We start from the raw sequence: 17,848 nt of genomic DNA, 5'->3' as shown, positions 1-17,848 counted from the left end.
TTTCATGAACCGGTATCACGAACTGGCCAAAAACGTCTCCCACGGATGGGAGACTTTTGCTATCGTAATATTCTTTTATCGTTGGCGGTAAATGATGATGAAAGGAAGTGAATATTAAAGAAATGTTTTATTTATAACAAAAAATTAACTGAGAGGTTTTATCATGATTTCTGCGAGCACACTGAACTCAGAACTCATTAATAAAATCGCACAGGATTTTGCGCAGGCCACCAGTCTGGCGGTTGTGGTTGTCAATATTCACGGTGATGAAATATCTGAACTGTTTAACTTCACCCCTTTCTGCCAGCTGATGCGCCAGCACCCTCAGCACAGCACCCGCTGCCGGATGAGCGACCGCTGCGGCGGCCTCGAGGCGTCAAAAACCGATCAGCTCTGTATCTACCGCTGCCACGCCGGGTTAACTGATTTTTCCATTCCTCTGGTTATCGCCGGGCACCTTGTGGGCTTCGTGCTATGCGGGCAGGTGCGCTTAAGCAACGATGTAGAACTGGTGGATATCCTCAACGTGGACGACGGCTGGCAGGCGGACCCCGAGCTGCTCAACGCGTTCCGCGACGTGCCGGAGATGGACTACTCCAGAGTGATTGCCTCCGCGGATTTACTGAAGCTGATCGTCGAGAACTGCCTGAAAAAGCAGCTCAACTTTGTGGTGATTAAAGATAATCCCCAGCAGCCGGAACCCGCGCGCGCCAGCCGGGTCGCCAGCCCTCACGACAGCAAAATGAAGAAAGCGCTGCGCTACATTGACGCCCATTTATCCGACGAGCTTCGCCTGGAAGACGTCGCCGCCCACGTTTATCTCAGCCCCTATTACTTCAGTAAGCTATTTAAAAAATATCAGGGTATCGGTTTTAACGCGTGGGTGAACCATCAGCGGATGGTGAGCGCCAAAGAGCTGCTTTGCCACAGCGACTGGAGCATCGCCAGCATTGCGCGGAATTTAGGATTTTCGCAAACCAGCTATTTTTGCAAAGTTTTTCGCCAGGCTTATCAGGTCACTCCGCAGGCCTATCGCCAGCAAATTAACGCCAGATCACAAACTGAGTCATTTTAAATGACAATATTTTGTTATTGCCGATTTTTGATATGCCCTTGTATCTGGCTCATTCTAAAATGAAAATATCTCATTCAGAGCAATAAATTGTCATAGCGCAACAAAATAATAATGAGAGAACGATAAGCTGCACCAGTTTTTATTTATTTGATGGGATAGAGTGATATCCGAAATGGCTTTCAGCGCGCCATCGGCGTAATGAAACGGCCTTGGTAATTAAAAATTAAACACGACGGGAGCCATCCAGCTTCCGTAAGATATTCCGGAAATCATGCGAGCCGGGCAGTCCCGCTCGAATCATGACGGACTAAACCGACAGGCGCCAGGGAAGGGGGTGTGAATCCCCCGCAGCCCCCGCTGCTGTGATGCTGACGAACCCATATATACGCTAAATAATTCGCGTTGTAGGAAGGCGGCAAGCGAGTGAATCCCCAGGAGCTTACACAGGTAAGTGACTGGGGTGAACAAGTAAAGCCAACGCACATACAACGTGAAGTATGACGGGTATGACCACTGATCTGCTTAGCGGATTGGGAAGGATGGGAGAGGACGACGCTAAGCCAGAAGACCTGCCTGTCGGTAATAATCAACAACTTCGGTGGGAAGTGGGTTGCTCAGATGCGTACAGTCGAAAGACTGGGAATGCACGCAGCCCTACCACCCGGCACAGGATCGGGGTATGGCAGCCAGGCAGCACGCATTTATTCTCGCAGGTACCGGCAGCGGTTGTGGTAAAACCACCGTTACGCTTGGTCTGCTCAGCCTGTTGAAGCAGCGCGGTATGCGGGTTCAGCCCTGCAAAGTCGGCCCGGACTACCTCGATACCGGCTGGCACACCGTCGTCAGCGGCGTCGCTTCCCGCAACCTCGACAGCTTTATGCTCCCGGAACCGGTGCTCAATGCGCTGTTTTGCGAACGGATGCAGCGGGCGGATATCGCGGTCATTGAGGGCGTGATGGGGCTGTATGACGGCTTCGGTACCGACCCTGGCTACTGCAGCACCGCCGCGATGGCTAAACAGCTCGGCTGTCCGGTTATTTTGCTGGTAGATGGCAAAGCGGTTTCCACCTCCATCGCCGCCACGGTGATGGGATTTCAACACTTCGACCCCAGCCTGAATATCGCCGGCGTTATCGTCAATCGCGTCAACAGCGAATCCCATTATCAGCTTCTCAAAGGCGCCATTGAACGCTATTGCGGGCTGCCGGTGCTCGGCTACGTACCGCGCGTGGAAGGGGTGGCGTTACCTGAACGCCATCTGGGGCTGGTCACCGCCCGCGAGTCGCTGGTCAATCAGCAGCCGTGGCGCGATTTTGCCCAAACGCTGGCGCAAACGCTGGATATTGAACGGCTCCTGGCTCTTAGCCAGCTCACCGCCCTACCCGCCGGGGAGTGGCCCCCGCTGCCGTCGCCCGACGCCGGCGCGGGCCTGACGCTGGCGCTGGCCGACGACGAAGCCTTCAACTTTTACTACCCGGATAACCTTACGCTGCTTGAACGCTGCGGGGTGAATATCGTGCGCTTCAGTCCGCTGCGCGATAGCGAGCTTCCGCCGTGCCAGATGATTTGGCTCGGCGGCGGCTATCCGGAAATTCATGCCGCCGGGCTGGCGGCCAATACGTCGATGCTGGCGCAGCTGCGGGAGGCGCACCGGCGCGGGGTGGCGATTTACGCCGAGTGCGGCGGTTTGATGTATCTCGGCAGCACCCTTGAAGACGCCAGCGGCGACATCTATCCGATGGCCAATCTGATTCCCGGCCACAGCAAGATGGGCAAACGGCTTACCCGCTTTGGCTACTGCGAGGCGCGGGCGATGCGGCAAACGCTGCTGGCGGCGCCCGGCGAAACCCTGCGCGGGCATGAGTTTCACTACTCGGATTTTACCCCTGAGATCCCGGCGGTTCTGGCCTGCCGTAAAGTCCGCGACGGTATGACCCTTCAGCAGTGGTCGGGCGGCTGGCAGGTGGGCAACACGTTCGCCAGCTATCTGCACCTGCACTTTGCGCAGCGTCCCATCATGCTCAACCACTGGCTGGCTGCGGCAAGGAGCGCTCTATGACGCTGCTGGCATGGGGCGTTGCCTGGCTCCTCGATTTTATCATCGGCGATCCGCAGAGCTGGCCGCATCCGGTGCGCTGGATAGGCAACCTGATCGCCGCCGTTCAGCGCGGCGTGCGCCGCTATTGCCGCAGCGATGTCGCCCTGCGCGTCGGCGGCGCCGTGATGTGGCTGGTGGTGGTCGGGCTAACGTGGAGCCTCTGCTGGGGCGTGCTGGCGCTGGCGCGGACGATTCATCCGTGGCTTGGCTGGCTGGTTGAGGTATGGATGATTTTCACCGTGCTGGCCGGACGCTGCCTGGCGCAGTCGGCGCGGGACGTCGAGCGCCCGCTGCGCGCGGGGGATCTGGCGGAGAGCCGTATCAAGCTGTCGTGGATCGTCGGGCGCGACACGTCGCAGCTTGCGCCGCAGCAGATTAATCGCGCGGTGGTGGAAACCGTCGCAGAGAACACCGTCGACGGCATTATCGCGCCGCTCTTCTTTCTGCTGCTGGGCGGCGCGCCGCTGGCGATGGCCTATAAAGCGGTCAACACCCTGGATTCGATGGTCGGCTATAAGCACGAAAAATATCGGGCCATCGGCATGGTCAGCGCCCGCCTCGATGATGTCGCCAACTTTATCCCCGCCCGCCTGAGCTGGCTGCTTATCAGCCTCGCCGCTCTCCTCTGCGGTGAAGCGGGCGGCCGCGCGCTGCGCATCGGCTGGCGCGACCGCTACAACCACAGCAGCCCGAACTGCGGCTGGTCGGAAGCGGCGGTCGCCGGGGCGCTCGGCATCCGGCTTGGCGGCCCTAACGATTACTTTGGACAGCGCGTGGAGAAGCCGTGGATCGGCGACGCGACGCGCGATATTTCCGTAGACGATATTTCCCGAACGATTCGACTGATGTGGGTGTCTTCGACCCTGGCGCTGGCGCTGTTTATGGCGGTCCGGTACTGGCTGGTCGGCGCTGCCTGAGGACAAATGAATGCACTATATCCAGCAACCGCAGGCGATTGAGGCGAAAAGCTTCGACATTATTGGCGACATTATTGCGCAGACCCGCCCGGACTACCGCTTTGCCAGCCCGCTGCACGAAGCCATTATCAAGCGGGTGATCCACACCACCGCTGATTTTGACTGGCTGGATATCCTGTGGTTTTCGCCCGACGTGCTTCCGCGCTTGAGCGCCGCCCTGAGCCAGCCCTGCACGCTTTATACCGATACCACCATGGCCCTGTCCGGGATCAATAAAACCCTGCTGGCGAAATTCGGCGGCGAGTGCCGCTGCTATATCAGCGATCCGCGGGTGGTGGCGGAGGCCAAAGCGCAGGGGATGACCCGCTCGATGGCGGCGGTTGATATCGCGGTCGCCGAAGAGGGCGAGAAGGTGTTTGTTTTCGGCAATGCGCCCACCGCGCTGTTTCGTCTGCTGGAGCATGACGTCGCGGTCAACGGCGTGATTGGCGTGCCGGTCGGTTTCGTCGGCGCGGCGGAGTCGAAAGAGGCCCTGACGCAGAGCGGCCTGCCGGGCATCGCCGCGCTGGGTCGTAAAGGCGGCAGCAACGTCGCCGCCGCCATCGTCAACGCCATTTTGTACCACTTACAGGGGGCGCGATGAGCGAGCAATCCTTTGACGCCCCGGTATGGCACAACGGCAAGGCGCTGCGCAAAGGCTATACCACCGGATCCTGCGCCACGGCGGCAGCAAAGGTCGCGGCGCTGATGGTGATGCGTCAGCATCTGATTCATCAGGTCTCCATTGTCACCCCTTCCGGCGTCACTCTGTGCCTTAACGTCGAGTCGCCGCACGTTGAAGGGCAGCAGGCGATCGCCGCCATCCGTAAAGACGGCGGCGATGATGTTGATGCCACCCACGGGATGCTGATTTTCGCCCGCGTAACGCTCGACGATTCCGGCGAGATTACCCTGCGCGGCGGCGAAGGCGTCGGCACGGTCACCCGCAAAGGGATCGGCCTGCCCATCGGCAGCCCGGCGATTAACCGCACCCCACGCCACACCATCGAGTCGGCGGTGCGCGAAGCGATTGGCCCGTCGCGCGGGGCGACGGTAGAGATTTTCGCCCCGGAAGGCGAGGCGCGGGCGCAGAAAACCTATAACTCGCGGCTGGGGATCCTGGGCGGCATCTCGATTATCGGCACCACCGGTATCGTGACGCCGATGTCGGAGGAGAGCTGGAAGCGTTCGCTGTCGCTGGAGCTGGAAATTAAGCGCGCGGCGGGGCTGGAGCGGGTAGTGCTGGTGCCAGGCAACCACGGCGAGCGCTTTGTACGCGAGCAGATGGGCATTGATGCGCAGGTGGTGGTCACCATGAGCAACTTCGTCGGCTACATGATTGAAGAGGCCGTGCGCCTCGGGTTCCGCCAGATCGTGCTGATTGGCCATCCCGGCAAGCTGATTAAAGTCGCCGCCGGGATCTTCCACACCCACAGCCATATCGCCGATGCGCGGATGGAAACCCTGGTCGCGCATCTGGCGCTGCTGGGCGCGCCGCTGGCGCTGCTGCAGCTGGTGAGCGAATGCGATACCACCGAAGCGGCGATGGAGCACATCGACGCGTACGGTTTTCAGCATATCTATCATCATCTTGCCGAACGCATCTGCCTGCGGGTGATGCAGATGCTGCGCTTTACCAAAACGCCGCCCGTCTGCGACGCCATCATGTTCTCCTTTGATAACAAGGTCCTCGGCAGCAATCGGCCGATCGTCGAGATTGCGCGGGAGATGGCATGTTAACGGTCGTCGGCATGGGCCCGTCAGGCCTGCATCTGATGACGCCGGCGGCGCGGGACGCGGTCGCCAGCGCGGACGCGCTGGTGGGCGGCAAGCGGCATTTACAGCAGTTCCCTGAGTTTGACGGCGAACGGTTTGCGCTGGGCGCCAATATTGCCGAACTGCTGGTATGGCTCGGCGAACGCGAAGCGCAGAAGGTGGTGGTGCTGGCCTCCGGCGACCCGCTGTTTTACGGCATCGGTACGCGGCTGATCGCCCACTTTGGCATCGAGCGCGTGCGCATTATCCCCGGCATCAGCGCGGTGCAGTATCTCTGCGCGAAGGCCGGTATCGATATGAACGATATCTGGCTGACCAGCAGCCACGGGCGGGACGTCTGTTTTGATGAGCTGGCTCGCCAGCGCAAGGTGGCGATGGTGACCGACGGGCGCTGCGGGCCGCGGGAAATCGCCGCCCAGCTGGCGGCGCGGGGTAAAGGGTATCGCTGGATGGTGATTGGCGAAAATCTGGCGATGGATAACGAGCGGATCCGCTGGCTACCGGTCAGTGAGGTCGACGGCGAATATGAGATGAACGCGGTGGTGATCCTCGATGAAAGATGAGCTTTTTCTGCGCGGCGAGAAGGTGCCGATGACCAAAGAGGCGGTTCGCGCGCTGGCGCTGGCCAAACTTGAGCTACACCGGGCAAGCCACCTGATTGATATCGGCGCCGGTACCGGCAGCGTGTCGATTGAGGCGGCGCTGCAGTACCCCTCGCTGCAGGTAACGGCGGTCGAACGCAATCCCGCGGCCCTGCAGCTGCTGGACGAAAACCGCCAGCATTTCGCCTGCGGCAACATTGAGATCCTGCCCGGCGAAGCGCCGATGGTGATCACCGAGCGGGCCGACGCCATTTTTATGGGCGGCAGCGGCGGCCGCCTCGACGAGCTCATTGACTGGTCGTGGCAGCAGCTCTACCCCGGCGGTCGCCTGGTGATGACCTTTATCCTGCAGGAGAACCTGAACGCCGCTCTCGACTATCTGCGGCAGCGGGGAATTACGCAGATTGATTGCCTGCAGCTGAACGTTTCATCGCTGACCGCGCTGGGCAGCGGCCACTATTTCAAACCGAATAATCCCGTTTTTGTTATCGCCTGTCAGAAGGAAGAAAACCATGGCTGAGACATTTGACCCCCGTTGTGTGTGGTTCGTTGGAGCAGGGCCGGGCGACCGTGAGCTGATTACCCTCAAGGGCTACCGCTTGCTCCAGCAGGCCCAGGTGGTGATCTACGCCGGGTCGCTGATAAACACCGCGCTGCTGGAGTACTGTCCGCCCGGCGCCGAGTGTCACGACAGCGCCGAACTGCATCTGGCGCAAATTCTCGACCTGATGGAAGCCGGGGTTAACGCCGGGAAAACGGTGGTGCGGTTACAGACCGGGGACGTGTCGCTGTACGGCTCGGTCCGCGAGCAGGGCGAAGAGCTGACCAAACGCGGCATCGACTGGCAGGTGGTGCCGGGCGTCAGCGCGTTTCTGGGCGCCGCGGCGGAGCTTGGCGTCGAATACACCGTCCCGGAAGTCTCCCAGAGCCTGATTATTACCCGCCTCGAAGGGCGCACGCCGGTGCCGGAGCGCGAGCAGCTTGAGTCGTTTGCCAGCCACCAGACCTCGATGGCGATTTACCTTTCCGTACAGCGCATTCACCGGGTGGCGGAGCGCCTGATGGAAGGCGGCTATCCGGCAACCACGCCGGTGGCGGTGATCTACAAAGCGACCTGGCCGGAAAGCCAGACCGTACGCGGTACCCTGGCGGATATCGGCGACAAGGTGCGCGAGGCGGGGATCCGCAAAACGGCGCTCATTCTGGTCGGGAATTTCCTGGGCTCTGAGTATCACTACTCAAAACTCTACGCGGCGGACTTTAGCCATGAATACCGTAAAGCCTGAATCAATCGCGCTTTTCTGCCTGACCCCTGGCGGCGTGCGGCTGGCGAAACGGCTGGCGGCGATGCTGCCGTTAACCTGCTTTACCAGCGAGAAGCTGCTGGAAGAGGGGTTTCTCCCCTTTGAAAACGGTTTTGCCAGCGCCGCGCGCGAGGCCTTCAGCAGCTATTCGGCGCTGATTTTCATCGGCGCCACCGGGATCGCGGTACGCGTACTGGCCCCGCTGGTGAATGACAAGTTCAGCGACCCGGCGGTGGTGGTGATTGACGAGCGCGGCCAGCACGTTATTAGCCTGCTTTCCGGCCACGCGGGGGGCGCGAATGCCCTCAGCCGCTATCTGGCCGGGATGCTCGGCGCCGACCCGGTGATCACCACCGCCACCGATGTCAACGAGATGGCGGCGCTGGATACCCTGGCATTCCAGCTTAATGCCAGGATGAGCGACTTCCGCGCGGCGGTGAAAACCGTCAACCAGATGCTGGTCAGCCAGCAGCGCGTCGGCCTGTGGTGGGACGACGAGTTGGATGAAGACGTCAGCCGCTGCGACCGGCGGGGATTTATCACCGTGACCGATCTGCACCAGCTTCCCGAGCTGGACGCGCTGGTCTGCGTCACGCTGCGCAACGAGCTGCCGGCCATCGCCGTGCTGCACTGGAAGCTGGTGCCGCAGCGGGTGGTCGCCGGAATTGGCTGCCGTCGCGATACGCCATTCCCGCTGTTAGCAGCGCTGCTGGCGCGCCAGCTTGAGGCGCAGCGCCTGGATCCGCTGGCGCTGAAAGCCATCGGCAGCGTGACGCTGAAGAAGCACGAGCAGGGGCTGATTCAGCTGGCCTCCTGCTGTCGCGTACCGTTCGAAACCTTTCCCGCTGATGCGCTGCGCGAGCATGAGCACCATTTCCCCGCCTCATCGTTCGTCAGAAAAACCGTCGGCGTGGGGAGCGTATCCGGCCCGGCGGCCTGGCTGCTGAGCCATGGGCAACTGTTGGGCGAAACCCTGCGCGAACAGGGCGTCACTATCACTTTGGGAGTTTCACACTGATGTTAAGCGTAATCGGAATCGGCCCTGGCTCGCAGTCCATGATGACCATGGAAGCCATTGAAGCGCTGCAGGCGGCGGAAATCGTCGTTGGCTATAAAACCTACACGCACCTGGTGAAAGCCTTTACCGGCGATAAGCAGGTGATCAAAACCGGCATGTGCAAAGAGATTGAGCGCTGCCAGGCGGCGATTGAGCTGGCGCAGGCCGGGCATAACGTGGCGCTGATCAGCAGCGGCGACGCCGGTATTTACGGCATGGCCGGACTGGTGCTTGAGCTGGTCAGCAAGCAGAAGCTGGATGTGGAAGTCCGCCTGATCCCGGGGATGACCGCCAGCATCGCCGCCGCCTCGCTGCTGGGCGCGCCGCTGATGCACGACTTCTGCCATATCAGCCTCAGCGACCTGCTGACACCGTGGCCGGTGATTGAAAAGCGTATTGTCGCCGCCGGGGAAGCCGACTTCGTGATCTGTTTTTACAATCCGCGCAGCCGCGGCCGCGAGGGCCATCTGGCGCGCGCCTTTGAGCTGCTGTCGGCCAGCAAAAGCGCGCAGACTCCGGTGGGGGTCGTGAAGTCCGCCGGACGTAAAAAACAGGAGAAATGGCTGACCACCCTGGGGGAGATGGATTTTGCACCGGTCGATATGACCAGCCTGGTGATCGTTGGCAACAAAGCGACGTATATCCAGGATGGCCTGATGATCACCCCACGAGGCTACGTGCTGTGAGCCACGGCGAGGTGCTGGTGATGGGCGGAACCAGCGACGCGCGGGCGCTGTGCCAGCAGCTTGACGCGGCGCAGGTTAAATACACCCTGTCGGTGGCGACGCCCACCGGCCAGCAGCTGGCGGGAGACATTCGCGGCCAGGTGCGCTGCGGGCGTCTCGAGCTGGAGGAGATGATCGCCTGGCTGAAGGCTAACCGGACCCGCTGGGTGATCGATGCTTCGCACCCCTATGCCGAAGCGGTGAGCCGCAATATCGTCCGGGCCTGCGAAACCGCCGGCGTGCTGCTGAGCCGCTATCAGCGCCCTGAACAGCTGAGCGGCCTGACGCATCCGCTGCTCTATACCGTGGAGAGCATTGAACAGGCCTGCGAGGTGGCGCGGCGCTTCGGCCAGCGCGTGCTGCTCACCACCGGAAGCAAAGATCTGGCGCGCTGGCGGGCGGGATTAGGCGAAAAAACGCTGTTGGCCCGGGTGTTGCCGGTCGCCGATGTCATCGCCCAGTGCGCCGGACTGGGGTTCGGCGTTGGCGAGATCTTCGCCCTGTGCGGGCCGTTCAGCGCCGAGTTCAACGCCGCTTTCTACCGCCAGTGCCGGGCCGATGTGGTGATCACTAAGGCCTCCGGCGCCGAAGGCGGCTATCAGGAAAAAGTACAACCCTGTCTGGATGCCGGTATCCCCTGCATCGTGATTACGCGCCCGGCACCGCTGGTGACCGGTGAAGAATTACTGGAAAGTCAGGCTGCCTTTGCCCGGCGCTTAGCGCGCTGGCTGGCCGCTGCTTAAGGAGTCCGAAATGAAAAAAGCGCTTCTGGTGGTCAGTTTTGGCACCAGCTATCCCGACACCTGTGAAAAGAATATCGTCGCCTGCGAGCGCGAGCTGGCGGCCAGCTGCCCGGACCGCGACACCTTTCGCGCCTTCACCTCCGGGATGATTATCCGCAAGCTCAAGCAGCGCGACGGTATCGAGATTGATACGCCGCTGCAGGCGTTGCAGAAGCTGGCCGAGCAGGGCTACCAGGATGTGGCGATTCAGTCGCTGCACATTATCAACGGCGATGAATATGAAAAGATCGTCCGCGAAGTGCAGAGCCTGCGCCCGCTGTTCCTCCGCCTGACGCTGGGGGCGCCGCTGCTGAGCAGCCATAATGATTATGTCCAGCTGATGCAGGCGCTGCGCCAGCAGATGCCGCCGCTTGCCGCCGATGAAACGGTGGTCTTTATGGGCCACGGCGCCAGCCATCACGCTTTCGCCGCCTACGCCTGTCTGGACCATATGATGACGGCGAAGGGGTTTCCGGCGCGGGTCGGCGCGGTCGAGAGCTATCCGGAAGTCGATATTCTTATCGACAGCCTGCGCCGGCAGGGGGTGAAGGGCGTGCACCTGATGCCGCTGATGCTGGTGGCCGGCGATCACGCCATTAACGATATGGCCTCGGACGAAGAGGACTCCTGGAAAACGCTGTTCAACGCCGCCGGTATCACGGCGACGCCGTGGCTGAACGGGCTGGGAGAGAATCCGGCGGTGCGCGCAATGTTCGTCGCTCACCTGCAGCAGGCGCTGAGCCTGGCGATGGAGGAGGCGGCATGAGCGGCAAACTGTATGCCCTGAGTACCGGCCCTGGCGCCGCCGACCTGATCACCGTGCGCGCGGCGCGGGTGCTGGGCAAGCTGGACATTCTCTACGCGCCCGCCGGACGTAAAGGCGGCGACAGCCTCGCGCTCTCCATCGTGCGGGAGTATATCGGCGAACGGACCGAAGTGCGCTGCTGCCATTTCCCGATGAGCGCCGACAGCGCGGAAAAAGAGGCGGTATGGGATGAGGTCGCCGCCGCGCTGGTGCAGGAAGTGGAGGCGGGCAAGCAGGTCGGGTTTATTACCCTCGGCGACGCCATGCTGTTCAGCACCTGGGTGTTCTTACTCCAGCGTATCGGCAGCCCGGAGTGGCTGGAGATTGTTCCCGGCGTCACCTCTTTCGCCGCCATTGCCGCGCGTTCAAAAACGCCGCTGGCCATGGAGCAGCAGTCGCTGGCGGTGATCTCCTGCACCGCGCCGGAAACGGAAATCGAGCAGGCGCTGCGCCAGCATGAAAGCCTGGTGCTGATGAAAGTGTACGGGCGGTTTCCCCGCATCAAAGCGCTGCTGGCGAAAAACGGTCTGCTGGATGCCGCGCTGATGATGTCCGAAGCCACGCTGCCGGGCGAGCAGTGCTGGCGCCATCTCCGTGACGTCAGCGACGACCAGCCGCTGCCCTATTTCTCGACCATTCTGGTCAATAAACAGTGGGAGTATGCAGAATGAAACTTGAACAACAGCTAAAACAGCTGTCTTTCAGCGGGTTAGCCGCGGCGCTATTGCTGATAGTGGTACCCGAAAAGGCTTTCGCGATGCACATTATGGAGGGGTTTTTACCGCCGATGTGGGCCCTGGCATGGTGGCTGCTGTTTTTACCCTGCCTGTGGTACGGGCTGGTGCGCCTGCGCCGCATCGTGCAGGAAGATAACAACCAGAAGGTGCTGCTGGCGCTGTGCGGGGCGTTTATTTTTGTCCTCTCGGCGCTGAAAATTCCTTCCGTGACCGGTAGCTGTTCGCACCCGACCGGCGTCGGCCTGGCGGTGATTCTCTTCGGGCCTGGCGTGGTGGCGATCCTTGGCGCCATCGTGCTGCTGTTCCAGGCGCTGCTGCTGGCGCACGGCGGGCTGACGACGCTCGGCGCGAACGGGATGTCGATGGCGGTCATCGGGCCGGTGGTCGGCTATATGGTGTGGAAAATGGCCTGCCGCGCGGGCATTCGCCGCGATGTCGGGGTGTTTCTCTGCGCGATGCTGGCGGATCTGGTGACCTACTTTGTCACCTCCGTACAGCTCGGCGTGGCCTTCCCGGATCCGACCGCCGGCGCGACCGGATCGATCGTCAAGTTTATGGGGATCTTCTGCCTGACCCAGATCCCGATCGCCATTGCTGAAGGACTGTTAACCGTCATGATCTACGACCAGTTGACCAAACGTCAGCTGATTACCGCACAGGGGCATTAACATGAAAAAGACGCTGATATTGTTAGCCATGGTGGTGGCGCTGGTGATCCTGCCGTTCTTTGTCGATCACGGCGGCGAGTTTGGCGGTTCGGACGGCGAGGCGGAGAGCCAGATTCAGGTGGTCGCGCCGCACTATGAGCCGTGGTTCCAGCCGCTGTACGAACCGGCGAGTGGAGAAATTGAGAGCCTGCTGTTTACGCTCCAGGGCTCCCTCGGCGCGGCGGTGATTTTCTATATTCTGGGCTACAGCAAAGGCAGACAGCGCCGTGATGACCGGGTTTGACCGACTTAGCTATCAGAGCCGCTGGTTTCACGTCGCGCCGGAGCGCAAGTTCCTGTTCTGGCTGCTGCTGATGGTGCTGGCCTTTACCCTGCCTCCGCTGGGGCAGGGTATCGAAATGGCGCTGATTGCCGCCTTAACCTGCTGGCTGCTGCGGGTCTCGCCGTGGCGCTGGTGCCGCTGGATGGCGCTGCCGTTTGGCTTCCTGCTGATCGGCGTGCTGACCATTCTGTTTAGCGTCAGCCGCAATCCGCAGGATCTGCTGCTGAGCCTGCCGCTGGGCAGCGTCTGGCTGGGCATCACGTCGGAGGGGCTGACGACCGCCAATCAGACCTTCTGGCGCAGCCTGGCGGCGCTGGCGTCCACCTTCTGGCTGGTGCTGAATCTGCCGTTCCCGCAGCTTATTGTGCTGCTCAAGCGCGGGCGGGTGCCGCGGCTGCTGACCGAGCAAATCCTGCTAACCTGGCGCTTTATTTTTATTCTGTTAGACGAAGCGCTGGCGATTCATCGTGCGCAAACATTACGTTTTGGCTACCGTAGCGTGCCGAAGGGCTATCGTTCGCTGGCGATGCTGGTAGGGCTGCTGTTTACCCGGGTGATGATCCGCTACCAGCAGATGAGCACCACGCTGGATATCAAACTGTATCAGGGTGACTTTCACCTCTAAGGATAAGTATGCTTGCCACGACCGATCTCTGGTTTCGCTATCAGGACGAGCCGGTGCTGAAGGGGCTGACGCTGGATTTTTCCCGTCACGCGGTGACCGGACTGGTGGGGGCGAACGGCTGCGGAAAATCCACGCTGTTTATGAACCTGAGCGGTCTGCTGCGCCCGCAGAGCGGGGCGGTGCTGTGGCAGGGAAAACCGCTGGACTACAGCAAACGCGGCCTGCTGGCGCTGCGTCAGCAGGTGGCGACCGTTTTTCAGGACCCGGACCAGCAGATTTTCTATACCGATATCGACAGCGATATCGCCTTTAGCCTGCGTAACCTGGGGGTTGCGGAAGAGGAAATTGCCCGCCGGGTGGACGATGCCCTGACTCTCGTCGATGCCCAGGGGTTTCGTCACCAGCCGATTCAGTGCCTGAGCCACGGGCAGAAAAAGCGCGTGGCGATAGCCGGCGCGCTGGTGCTGCAGGCGCGCTATTTACTGCTCGACGAGCCGACGGCGGGGCTCGATCCCTCGGGACGCGCGCAGATGATCGACATCATTAAGCGCATTGCCGATCGGGGCAACCACGTGGCGATCTCCAGCCACGATATCGATCTGATCTATGAAATCAGCGATGCGGTTTACGTGTTACGCCGCGGCGAAGTGCTGGCGCATGGCGAACCCGGGGAGGTGTTTGCCCGCAGCGAACTGATGGCCCAGGCCGGGCTCACCCAGCCGTGGCTGGTGAAACTGCACGCGCAGCTCGGGCTGCCGCTGTGTAAAACCGAAGAAGAATTTTTTACGCGGATGCGAAACAACGCGATGAAGGAGGCGTCATGACGCTGGCAATTATGTTACAGGGCACCGCTTCCGACGTCGGCAAAAGCGTGCTGGTCGCGGGGCTGTGCCGCATCTTTTATCAGGACGGGCAGCGCACCGCGCCGTTTAAATCGCAGAATATGGCGCTTAATTCCGGTATCACGCCGGATGGCAAAGAGATGGGCCGCGCGCAGATTTTCCAGGCCGAAGCGGCGGGCATTACCCCGGATGTGCGCATGAACCCGGTGCTGCTTAAGCCAACCAGCGACCGTAAAGCGCAGGTGGTGCTGATGGGCAAAGTGGCGACCGATATGGACGCGGTGAGCTATCACGAATACAAGCCGCGCCTGCGCGAACAGATCCTCGCGGTTTATAACAGCCTGGCCGCCGAACATGATGTACTGGTGCTGGAAGGGGCGGGCAGTCCGGCGGAGATCAACCTGCGCGATCGCGACATCGTCAATATGGGCATGGCCGAGATGGCCCAGTGCCCGGTGATCCTCGTGGCGGATATCGATCGCGGCGGCGTATTCGCCTCCATCTACGGCACGCTCGCGCTGCTGCATGACCGCGAGCGCGCGCGGGTCAAAGGGGTGATTATCAATAAATTTCGCGGCGACGTGGCGCTGCTGTATTCCGGGATCGAGCAGATAGAAGCGCTCACCGGCGTCCCGGTGCTCGGCGTCATGCCGTGGCTGGACGTCGATCTTGAAGATGAGGACGGAGTCGCGCTGCAAAAAGGGAAATATCTGCGTACCGACAGGCGTGATATTGAGATTGCCGTGATACAGGTGCCGCACATCGCCAATTTTACCGATTTCAACGCGCTGGCGGCGCAGCCGGACGTCCGCGTCCGCTATGTTCGCCAGCCCCAGGAGCTGGCGGGCGTGGATATGATTATCCTGCCGGGCAGTAAAAATACGCTCGGCGACCTGGGCTGGCTGCGCGAGAGCGGCATGGCGCACGCGGTACTGCAGGCCCGGCGCCAGGGCGTACCGGTGCTGGGGATCTGCGGCGGCTACCAGATGCTCGGCGAAACCATAATCGATGAGGTGGAGTCGGGGCTTGGCACCCAGCCGGGGCTGGGGTTGCTCAATACCGTCACCCACTTTGCGCACAGCAAAACGACCACCCAGGTAACGGCGACTCTGGCTCCGGCGCTGCCGGCGTGGCTGGCGGCAACGGCGGGGCTGGCGGTAAGCGGCTACGAAATTCATATGGGCGAAACCGAGCTGCGCGACGGCTGCCGTTCGCTGATGCAATTACATAAAGGCGGCCTGAGCGTGGCGGACGGCGCGGTCAGCGATGACGGCCTGGCGTTTGGCACCTATCTGCACGGCCTGTTCGATAGCGATGCATTTACCCGCGCGCTGGTTAACGGCCTGCGCCAGCGTAAAGGGCTGGCGGCGCTGGATAGCGATTTCGAGTATGCGCAGTATAAATCTCGCCAGTTCGATCTGCTGGCGGACGCGATGCGTCAGCATATTGATATTGAAAAAATCTACGCCATCATGCGCCAACATCAGGAGCCCGTATGCTGACTTTAGTGACCGGCGGGGCGCGCAGCGGTAAAAGCCGCCATGCCGAAGCGCTGATCGCCCATGCGCCGCAGGTACTCTATATCGCCACCTCGCAGATCTTTGATGACGAGATGGCGGCGAGGATCCAGCACCACCGCGACGGCAGGCCCGCGCACTGGCGCACCGCCGAGCGCTGGCAGCAGCTTGATGAACTGATCACCCCGGATATCGCCCCGGAGGAGGCGATTTTGCTGGAATGTATCACCACCATGGTAACCAACCTGCTGTTTGCGCTGGGGGGCGACAGCGCGCCGGACGACTGGGATTATGCGGCGATGGAGCGGGCGATCGACGCCGAAATCGCGGTACTGATTGCCGCCTGCCAGCGCTGCCCGGCCCGCGTGGTGCTGGTGACCAACGAAGTGGGGATGGGGATTGTGCCGGAAAACCGTCTGGCCCGCCATTTCCGCGACATCGCCGGGCGCGTCAACCAGCGCCTGGCGGCGGCGGCGGACGAGGTGTGGCTGGTGGTGTCGGGCATTGGCGTAAAAATCAAATAGGCCAGGCGCGCCGTACCGGGCGTTATTCTTCCTGCTGGCTCTGCCATGAGCCAGCCAACAAGACGAGAACCTCTATGCAAAGCTTAACCTCTCTACTGGGCGCGATCCCGGCGCCTGATGAAAGCGCGATGGCGCGCGCCCGGCTTCATATCGACGGCCTGCTGAAGCCGCCCGGAAGCCTTGGACGCCTTGAAGATCTTGCCGTACAGCTGGCGGGTATGCCCGGTCTTGACGGCGTGCCGCAGGTGAAAAAGAAGGCGCTGCTGGTGATGTGCGCCGACCACGGCGTGTGGGACGAAGGGGTCGCCATCTCGCCGAAAGCGGTGACCGCCATCCAGGCGGCGAATATGACGCTGGGGAAAACCGGCGTTTGCGTGCTGGCGGCGCAGGCGGGCGCGAAAATGCACGTGATTGATGTCGGGATCGATGCTGAGCTGATTCCGGGCGTTATCAACATGCGCGTGGCGCGCGGCTGCGGCAATATCGCCGTCGGTCCGGCAATGCGCCGCGGCCAGGCGGAAGAGCTGCTGCTGGAGGTGATGCGCTATACCCGAGGGCTGGCGCAGGATGGCGTCACCCTGTTTGGCGTCGGGGAGCTCGGAATGGCCAATACCACCCCGGCGGCGGCAATTGTCAGCGTTCTGACCGGCAGCGATGCCCAGGAGGTGGTCGGGATTGGCGCTAATCTGCCGTTGGCGAAGGTCGCTAATAAAGTGGAAGTGGTGCGCCGGGCTATCGCCGTCAACCGGCCTGACCCGAACGATGGTTTCGACGTGCTGGCAAAAGTGGGCGGTTTTGATTTATTGGGGATGACGGGCGTGATGCTGGGCGCGGCCTCCTGCGGCCTTCCGGTGGTGCTCGATGGCTTCCTCTCCTACGCGGCGGCGCTGGCGGCGTGCCGAATTGCGCCGGAAGTGAAACCCTATCTGATCCCGTCCCACTATTCGGCGGAGAAGGGGGCGCGTACGGCGCTGATGCACCTGGAGCTGGAGCCGTATCTCAACATGGGGATGCGCCTGGGCGAAGGCAGCGGCGCGGCGCTGGCGATGCCGATCGTGGAAGCGGCCTGCGCGATGTATCACGAGATGGGCATGCTGGCGGCGAGCAATATTGTGTTGCCGAAGGGCTGAAAAAGGGCCGGGGAGCGGCGCTGCGCCGTTCCCTGAATCAGGTATAAGATTTTGCGCAGCGCAGAAACAAAAAAACACCCTTGAGGGTGTTTATGATGTTGGTTGCGGGGGCCGGATTTGAACCGACGACCTTCGGGTTATGAGCCCGACGAGCTACCAGGCTGCTCCACCCCGCGTCCGTCATTACTCTTCCATCGAGTAACGTTACTTCTCTGATTTTAATTGGTTGCGGGGGCCAGATTTGAACTGACGACCTTCGGGTTATGAGCCCGACGAGCTACCAGGCTGCTCCACCCCGCGTCC

Annotated in this window: 20 protein-coding genes, 2 tRNA genes and 1 riboswitch; of the genes, 20 read left to right on the top strand and 2 right to left on the bottom strand. The window is 61.4% G+C overall.

What is annotated here, in order from left to right; translation table 11 throughout:
- Positions 1 to 163 precede the first annotated feature (163 nt).
- The 20 genes from pocR (at position 164) to cobT (ending at position 17,545) form a co-directional block, all read left to right on the top strand.
- Positions 164 to 1,075: a regulatory protein PocR gene (pocR, locus tag ABLU67_RS14410; protein WP_014226637.1), complete on the top strand. Its 912-nt coding sequence runs from the start codon at positions 164 to 166 to the stop codon at positions 1,073 to 1,075.
- 300 nt (positions 1,076 to 1,375) lie between these two features.
- Positions 1,376 to 1,667: riboswitch (cobalamin riboswitch) on the top strand.
- An 87-nt stretch (positions 1,668 to 1,754) separates the two neighbouring features.
- Positions 1,755 to 3,134, top strand: a complete 1,380-nt coding sequence (locus ABLU67_RS14405) for a cobyrinate a,c-diamide synthase (RefSeq protein WP_201162179.1) — start codon at positions 1,755 to 1,757, stop codon at positions 3,132 to 3,134.
- The gene (gene cbiB / locus ABLU67_RS14400; RefSeq protein WP_064358538.1) at positions 3,131 to 4,090 is read left to right on the top strand and encodes an adenosylcobinamide-phosphate synthase CbiB; all 960 of its coding nucleotides are present in this window, start codon (positions 3,131 to 3,133) and stop codon (positions 4,088 to 4,090) included. The genes ABLU67_RS14405 and cbiB overlap by 4 nt, the downstream gene beginning before the upstream one ends.
- A 10-nt stretch (positions 4,091 to 4,100) precedes the next feature.
- On the top strand, positions 4,101 to 4,733 hold the full coding sequence (locus tag ABLU67_RS14395) for a cobalt-precorrin-8 methylmutase (protein ID WP_004133657.1): 633 nt from the start codon (positions 4,101 to 4,103) through the stop codon (positions 4,731 to 4,733).
- Positions 4,730 to 5,869, top strand: a complete 1,140-nt coding sequence (gene cbiD / locus ABLU67_RS14390) for a cobalt-precorrin-5B (C(1))-methyltransferase CbiD (protein WP_047722980.1) — start codon at positions 4,730 to 4,732, stop codon at positions 5,867 to 5,869. Before ABLU67_RS14395 ends, cbiD begins: the two co-directional genes overlap by 4 nt.
- A complete protein-coding gene (locus tag ABLU67_RS14385; RefSeq protein WP_025107434.1) occupies positions 5,863 to 6,468 on the top strand; it encodes a cobalt-precorrin-7 (C(5))-methyltransferase in 606 nt (201 codons plus the stop codon). The genes cbiD and ABLU67_RS14385 overlap by 7 nt, the downstream gene beginning before the upstream one ends.
- Positions 6,458 to 7,027: a decarboxylating cobalt-precorrin-6B (C(15))-methyltransferase gene (locus ABLU67_RS14380; protein WP_025107435.1), complete on the top strand. Its 570-nt coding sequence runs from the start codon at positions 6,458 to 6,460 to the stop codon at positions 7,025 to 7,027. The genes ABLU67_RS14385 and ABLU67_RS14380 overlap by 11 nt, the downstream gene beginning before the upstream one ends.
- Entirely contained in the window at positions 7,020 to 7,793 is a 774-nt protein-coding gene (locus tag ABLU67_RS14375) for a cobalt-precorrin-4 methyltransferase (protein ID WP_064374722.1), read from the top strand. Before ABLU67_RS14380 ends, ABLU67_RS14375 begins: the two co-directional genes overlap by 8 nt.
- The gene (gene cbiG / locus ABLU67_RS14370; protein WP_025107436.1) at positions 7,774 to 8,829 is read left to right on the top strand and encodes a cobalt-precorrin 5A hydrolase; all 1,056 of its coding nucleotides are present in this window, start codon (positions 7,774 to 7,776) and stop codon (positions 8,827 to 8,829) included. The genes ABLU67_RS14375 and cbiG overlap by 20 nt, the downstream gene beginning before the upstream one ends.
- Positions 8,829 to 9,554, top strand: a complete 726-nt coding sequence (locus ABLU67_RS14365; RefSeq protein WP_004105101.1) for a precorrin-3B C(17)-methyltransferase — start codon at positions 8,829 to 8,831, stop codon at positions 9,552 to 9,554. The genes cbiG and ABLU67_RS14365 overlap by 1 nt, the downstream gene beginning before the upstream one ends.
- On the top strand, positions 9,551 to 10,336 hold the full coding sequence (locus tag ABLU67_RS14360; RefSeq protein WP_025107437.1) for a cobalt-precorrin-6A reductase: 786 nt from the start codon (positions 9,551 to 9,553) through the stop codon (positions 10,334 to 10,336). Before ABLU67_RS14365 ends, ABLU67_RS14360 begins: the two co-directional genes overlap by 4 nt.
- Before the next feature lie 10 nt (positions 10,337 to 10,346).
- On the top strand, positions 10,347 to 11,141 hold the full coding sequence (locus ABLU67_RS14355) for a sirohydrochlorin cobaltochelatase (protein WP_032751063.1): 795 nt from the start codon (positions 10,347 to 10,349) through the stop codon (positions 11,139 to 11,141).
- The gene (locus ABLU67_RS14350; protein ID WP_032751062.1) at positions 11,138 to 11,851 is read left to right on the top strand and encodes a cobalt-factor II C(20)-methyltransferase; all 714 of its coding nucleotides are present in this window, start codon (positions 11,138 to 11,140) and stop codon (positions 11,849 to 11,851) included. The genes ABLU67_RS14355 and ABLU67_RS14350 overlap by 4 nt, the downstream gene beginning before the upstream one ends.
- Positions 11,848 to 12,585 (top strand): cobalt ECF transporter S component CbiM, encoded by a 738-nt coding sequence (gene cbiM, locus ABLU67_RS14345; protein ID WP_004124457.1) that lies wholly within the window; start codon positions 11,848 to 11,850, stop codon positions 12,583 to 12,585. The genes ABLU67_RS14350 and cbiM overlap by 4 nt, the downstream gene beginning before the upstream one ends.
- A 1-nt stretch (position 12,586) precedes the next feature.
- Positions 12,587 to 12,868 carry an energy-coupling factor ABC transporter substrate-binding protein gene (locus tag ABLU67_RS14340; protein ID WP_004133685.1) on the top strand — a complete coding sequence of 94 codons (282 nt, stop codon included), beginning with the start codon at positions 12,587 to 12,589 and terminating at the stop codon, positions 12,866 to 12,868.
- On the top strand, positions 12,855 to 13,532 hold the full coding sequence (locus ABLU67_RS14335; RefSeq protein WP_014226626.1) for an energy-coupling factor ABC transporter transmembrane protein: 678 nt from the start codon (positions 12,855 to 12,857) through the stop codon (positions 13,530 to 13,532). The genes ABLU67_RS14340 and ABLU67_RS14335 overlap by 14 nt, the downstream gene beginning before the upstream one ends.
- An 8-nt stretch (positions 13,533 to 13,540) precedes the next feature.
- Positions 13,541 to 14,356: an energy-coupling factor ABC transporter ATP-binding protein gene (locus tag ABLU67_RS14330; RefSeq protein WP_014226625.1), complete on the top strand. Its 816-nt coding sequence runs from the start codon at positions 13,541 to 13,543 to the stop codon at positions 14,354 to 14,356.
- Positions 14,353 to 15,876: a cobyric acid synthase gene (locus tag ABLU67_RS14325; protein WP_064378224.1), complete on the top strand. Its 1,524-nt coding sequence runs from the start codon at positions 14,353 to 14,355 to the stop codon at positions 15,874 to 15,876. Before ABLU67_RS14330 ends, ABLU67_RS14325 begins: the two co-directional genes overlap by 4 nt.
- On the top strand, positions 15,870 to 16,415 hold the full coding sequence (gene cobU / locus ABLU67_RS14320; protein ID WP_004853703.1) for a bifunctional adenosylcobinamide kinase/adenosylcobinamide-phosphate guanylyltransferase: 546 nt from the start codon (positions 15,870 to 15,872) through the stop codon (positions 16,413 to 16,415). Before ABLU67_RS14325 ends, cobU begins: the two co-directional genes overlap by 7 nt.
- 74 nt (positions 16,416 to 16,489) lie before the next feature.
- Positions 16,490 to 17,545, top strand: a complete 1,056-nt coding sequence (cobT, locus tag ABLU67_RS14315; RefSeq protein ID WP_148851475.1) for a nicotinate-nucleotide--dimethylbenzimidazole phosphoribosyltransferase — start codon at positions 16,490 to 16,492, stop codon at positions 17,543 to 17,545.
- A gap of 99 nt (positions 17,546 to 17,644) precedes the next feature.
- Here cobT and ABLU67_RS14310 read toward each other — a convergent pair.
- Both ABLU67_RS14310 and ABLU67_RS14305 read right to left on the bottom strand, forming a co-directional pair.
- Positions 17,645 to 17,721: transfer RNA gene (locus ABLU67_RS14310), tRNA-Met, on the bottom strand.
- A gap of 47 nt (positions 17,722 to 17,768) precedes the next feature.
- A tRNA-Met gene (locus tag ABLU67_RS14305) sits at positions 17,769 to 17,845 on the bottom strand.
- Positions 17,846 to 17,848 lie beyond the last annotated feature (3 nt).

It is taken from the genome of Klebsiella sp. GN_Kp190 (assembly GCF_040061795.1).
GTDB classification, from domain to species: domain Bacteria; phylum Pseudomonadota; class Gammaproteobacteria; order Enterobacterales; family Enterobacteriaceae; genus Klebsiella; species Klebsiella michiganensis.
The sequence above is the reverse complement of the archived record's forward strand: the minus strand, read 5'-3'. Positions and strand labels throughout refer to the sequence as shown.

What these genes read in the sequence shown, in the direction of transcription:
- pocR (WP_014226637.1), top strand. Translation starts at nt 164, where the DNA reads ATGATTTCTGCGAGCACACTGAACTCAGAACTCATTAATAAAATCGCA.
- ABLU67_RS14405 (WP_201162179.1), top strand. Translation starts at nt 1,755, where the DNA reads ATGGCAGCCAGGCAGCACGCATTTATTCTCGCAGGTACCGGCAGCGGT.
- cbiB (WP_064358538.1), top strand. Translation starts at nt 3,131, where the DNA reads ATGACGCTGCTGGCATGGGGCGTTGCCTGGCTCCTCGATTTTATCATC.
- ABLU67_RS14395 (WP_004133657.1), top strand. Translation starts at nt 4,101, where the DNA reads ATGCACTATATCCAGCAACCGCAGGCGATTGAGGCGAAAAGCTTCGAC.
- cbiD (WP_047722980.1), top strand. Translation starts at nt 4,730, where the DNA reads ATGAGCGAGCAATCCTTTGACGCCCCGGTATGGCACAACGGCAAGGCG.
- ABLU67_RS14385 (WP_025107434.1), top strand. Translation starts at nt 5,863, where the DNA reads ATGTTAACGGTCGTCGGCATGGGCCCGTCAGGCCTGCATCTGATGACG.
- ABLU67_RS14380 (WP_025107435.1), top strand. Translation starts at nt 6,458, where the DNA reads ATGAAAGATGAGCTTTTTCTGCGCGGCGAGAAGGTGCCGATGACCAAA.
- ABLU67_RS14375 (WP_064374722.1), top strand. Translation starts at nt 7,020, where the DNA reads ATGGCTGAGACATTTGACCCCCGTTGTGTGTGGTTCGTTGGAGCAGGG.
- cbiG (WP_025107436.1), top strand. Translation starts at nt 7,774, where the DNA reads ATGAATACCGTAAAGCCTGAATCAATCGCGCTTTTCTGCCTGACCCCT.
- ABLU67_RS14365 (WP_004105101.1), top strand. Translation starts at nt 8,829, where the DNA reads ATGTTAAGCGTAATCGGAATCGGCCCTGGCTCGCAGTCCATGATGACC.
- ABLU67_RS14355 (WP_032751063.1), top strand. Translation starts at nt 10,347, where the DNA reads ATGAAAAAAGCGCTTCTGGTGGTCAGTTTTGGCACCAGCTATCCCGAC.
- ABLU67_RS14350 (WP_032751062.1), top strand. Translation starts at nt 11,138, where the DNA reads ATGAGCGGCAAACTGTATGCCCTGAGTACCGGCCCTGGCGCCGCCGAC.
- cbiM (WP_004124457.1), top strand. Translation starts at nt 11,848, where the DNA reads ATGAAACTTGAACAACAGCTAAAACAGCTGTCTTTCAGCGGGTTAGCC.
- ABLU67_RS14340 (WP_004133685.1), top strand. Translation starts at nt 12,587, where the DNA reads ATGAAAAAGACGCTGATATTGTTAGCCATGGTGGTGGCGCTGGTGATC.
- ABLU67_RS14335 (WP_014226626.1), top strand. Translation starts at nt 12,855, where the DNA reads ATGACCGGGTTTGACCGACTTAGCTATCAGAGCCGCTGGTTTCACGTC.
- ABLU67_RS14330 (WP_014226625.1), top strand. Translation starts at nt 13,541, where the DNA reads ATGCTTGCCACGACCGATCTCTGGTTTCGCTATCAGGACGAGCCGGTG.
- ABLU67_RS14325 (WP_064378224.1), top strand. Translation starts at nt 14,353, where the DNA reads ATGACGCTGGCAATTATGTTACAGGGCACCGCTTCCGACGTCGGCAAA.
- cobU (WP_004853703.1), top strand. Translation starts at nt 15,870, where the DNA reads ATGCTGACTTTAGTGACCGGCGGGGCGCGCAGCGGTAAAAGCCGCCAT.
- cobT (WP_148851475.1), top strand. Translation starts at nt 16,490, where the DNA reads ATGCAAAGCTTAACCTCTCTACTGGGCGCGATCCCGGCGCCTGATGAA.